2 protein-coding genes and 1 pseudogene are annotated in these 2859 nt (G+C 45.9%); 2 read left to right on the top strand and 1 reads right to left on the bottom strand.

Features of this window, described 5'->3' with window-relative positions:
• Window positions 1-126: 126 nt before the first annotated feature.
• Window positions 127-651 carry a DUF4309 domain-containing protein gene (locus AC3WQH_RS25345; RefSeq protein ID WP_005835677.1) on the top strand — a complete coding sequence of 175 codons (525 nt, stop codon included), beginning with the start codon at window positions 127-129 and terminating at the stop codon, window positions 649-651.
• 161 nt (window positions 652-812) lie between these two features.
• Window positions 813-1709 (top strand): formyltetrahydrofolate deformylase, encoded by an 897-nt coding sequence (gene purU, locus AC3WQH_RS25340; protein WP_007784458.1) that lies wholly within the window; start codon window positions 813-815, stop codon window positions 1707-1709.
• A 392-nt stretch (window positions 1710-2101) separates the two neighbouring features.
• Here purU and AC3WQH_RS25335 read toward each other — a convergent pair.
• Window positions 2102-2335: pseudogene (locus tag AC3WQH_RS25335) on the bottom strand (helix-turn-helix transcriptional regulator); the annotation flags it as partial.
• Between the last annotated feature and the right edge of the window lie 524 nt (window positions 2336-2859).

The raw sequence follows: 2859 nt of genomic DNA, 5'->3' as shown, positions 1-2859 counted from the left end.
TGGTTGTCTCGACAACTCCCACGATAAAGGAACATCTGCGTTTTTTCAATGTCTAGCACGGGTTATGGTGATGAATCATTTCTTTTATTAGATGGTAAAATTATCTAAAAAAGAGGAGGGACTCGCTTGCTAAATACGTACAGAATGCTTTTTTTCATAGGCATGCTCTGTGCAGCAAGTGTGTTCGGCTGCACGTTAAAATCGGAAGAGAGCGTACCCCTTCCAGTTGAATCCGGTATTCGAGATCAGATACAAAAAGGAGAGATAGAAGGGATCCCAATCCCTCTAGGCGCAACGAAAAAAGAGGTACTCGATCAGTTAGGGAACCCGATTCGTTCAGGAAACTCGGAGTGTGGCTTCACTTTTTACTATGAGGGCTTTAGCCTGGAATTTGAGGATTATGCTGATTCCATAGATCAGCTAAACGAGACTAGTCAAGTAGTTCTTCTGAGCGCTGACTCCAAAACGGTTGGTCTTACCGGATCCCCTGATGAAATCAAGGGAATTCTGGGAACCCCTTCACGGGAGATACTCGATGATACGGGGGATGGCACATTCATTTTGGAGTATGCAGGAAACGACTACATTTGTAAGATCATTTTTGCTACCCCTCATAGTCCGGCACAGTATATGGTTCTGCAAATCAAATAAACCGCAGGCGATGACGGGTTGTTTTTTTGCTGAACGGAATGGGAAAATAAATTTTTATAGATAAACTAACATTTTCTCTCTGAATGGCCTATAGAAAATCCGCGAAGGAATGGTATAATTGCAAACAACTTTTTGCTGTTTGCTTTTGGAGGAGAGAAACCATGCATTTGTTATCAGAGAGAGAATGGCTCGCGTATCGGGAAAAAAACAAGGACCGAGCGCGCATGCTGATTTCCTGCCCGGACCGTGCGGGGATCGTGGCGGCGGTCTCGAATTTTTTGTTTCAGCAGGGCGCAAACATCGTCCAGTCTGACCAGTACACGACTGACCCGGAGACAGGCCGCTTTTTCATGCGGATTGAATTTGATCTGGTCAACCTGCAAGAGCGCTTCGAGGCGATCAAGGCGGAGTTCGGTCAGGTAGCCGACAGCTTCGGCATGGACTGGTCCCTAGTCGAAGCGAACAAGCGCAAAAAGGTTGCCTTGTTTGTTTCCAAAGAAGACCACTGTCTGCTGGAACTGCTGTGGCGCTGGAAGTCCGGCGAACTGCACGCGGATATATCCGTTGTGGTCAGCAACCATCCGGACATGCAGGAGACGGTGGAGTCGTTTGGCATCCCGTACCGCTGCATTCCGGTGACGAAGGAAAACAAGCCGCAGGCGGAACAAGAACAACTGGAAGCGGCAGCGGGCGTCGACCTGATCGTCCTGGCGCGCTACATGCAGATTTTGTCCCCGCGCTTTCTTACGGACTACGCGATGCGGATCATCAACATCCACCATTCGTTCCTGCCTGCCTTCGTGGGTGCCAAGCCTTACGAGCAGGCGTATCGCCGCGGCGTGAAGCTGATCGGGGCGACCGCGCACTACGTCACCGAGGAGCTGGACGCAGGTCCGATCATCGAGCAGGACGTGCAGCGCGTCTCGCATCAGGAGGATGTCGAAGCGTTGAAGCAGCTCGGACGCCAGGTGGAGCGCACCGTGCTGGCGCGCGCCGTCCGCTGGCATCTGGAAGACCGTGTGCTGGTGTACGGCAACAAGACGATTGTGTTTCCGTAAACATGATAGAGGGCAAAATGGCTTCTTGTATGTGGTTTGGCCAAGCAGGAAAAAGCTTCCCCGGGGAGGGAAGCTTTTTTTGTGCGCCATGCATGGCGACTAACTAATGGAAAGTGCGTTTGAGTTACATTTGCTGGTCCCTTTGTAAATTCGGTTAAAAGAACGGTGTACGAGATATTTTTGCTTTACTGGTAATTGGTGGTATAATATACACGCCCTTCAAAAAGAAAAAGGGTGCCGATTTTTGGAAAAAAACAATATCAATCTTCCTAGGCTTTTTGATTGGGTTTGTATTCAGTTTTTTTAGAAATTCCAGTCGTTATTCAAAATTTTATCGAGTTCATAATAATGGTGATATTTGGATACTTAACTATAGCCTTCAATCATCCAAAGGTTTTTTCGCGATAAAGGTGCAAAAGGTAAATGGGATAAGTCGTTATTCCTTTCTCTTCATTGATTGTAATCCATACATATCTGTCTAAAAGAAGCGTTTGGATAAGCTTTTCTAACATGGGATGCGGGAGGTCCGACAGATCAAGAAAGTCGGGGGTATTCGGGTTGGTCTCTTCAAAAAGCAGGATCTGATTCAAGTGAACAAGGTCATCTTGCTGTTTTTTCGAGTTAAGTGAACTTGAAATAAATTAAAGATTTTTAGGACCATTCCATTAGTAAATAATTTGGAATTTGAAAGAAAAAGAGCCCTCTTGGTACGGTGCGAGGTGTCCGCAAGTTGCGTAACTAACGGACACCTATACACTGAAAAAGCTGTTTGCGGAAACTCTGCAGTCGTTGCTAGAAACGGAACTCAACACGGAATTCGACTATGAAAAGCATGATGCAGTCGCAACAGGAAGACCGAGAAGACAGTAACGAGCGAATACGGGAGGTGAATATCACGGTGCCACGGCGCATAATGGTGAATTTGAGTTCGTTATCGTTCCAGTCAGAAATTGAGAAACGGTGAAATAGCGAGAATGAATGAGAAAAACTTAATATATATAGGGAGGAATTCTCTTGGATTTAAATTTTACGGTTGCATTTATTATTCTGTTCGTTATTTTGCTAAGTATTTTAAACCACTAGCGTTGCATTAATCTTTTCATACCATTCAAAATCATCATAACTTTCAGCGTTCAAGTGTTCTCAGGCA

Source organism: Brevibacillus sp. FW301-21C12A (assembly GCF_058788915.1).
This window is presented reverse-complemented; position numbering and strand designations above follow the sequence as displayed.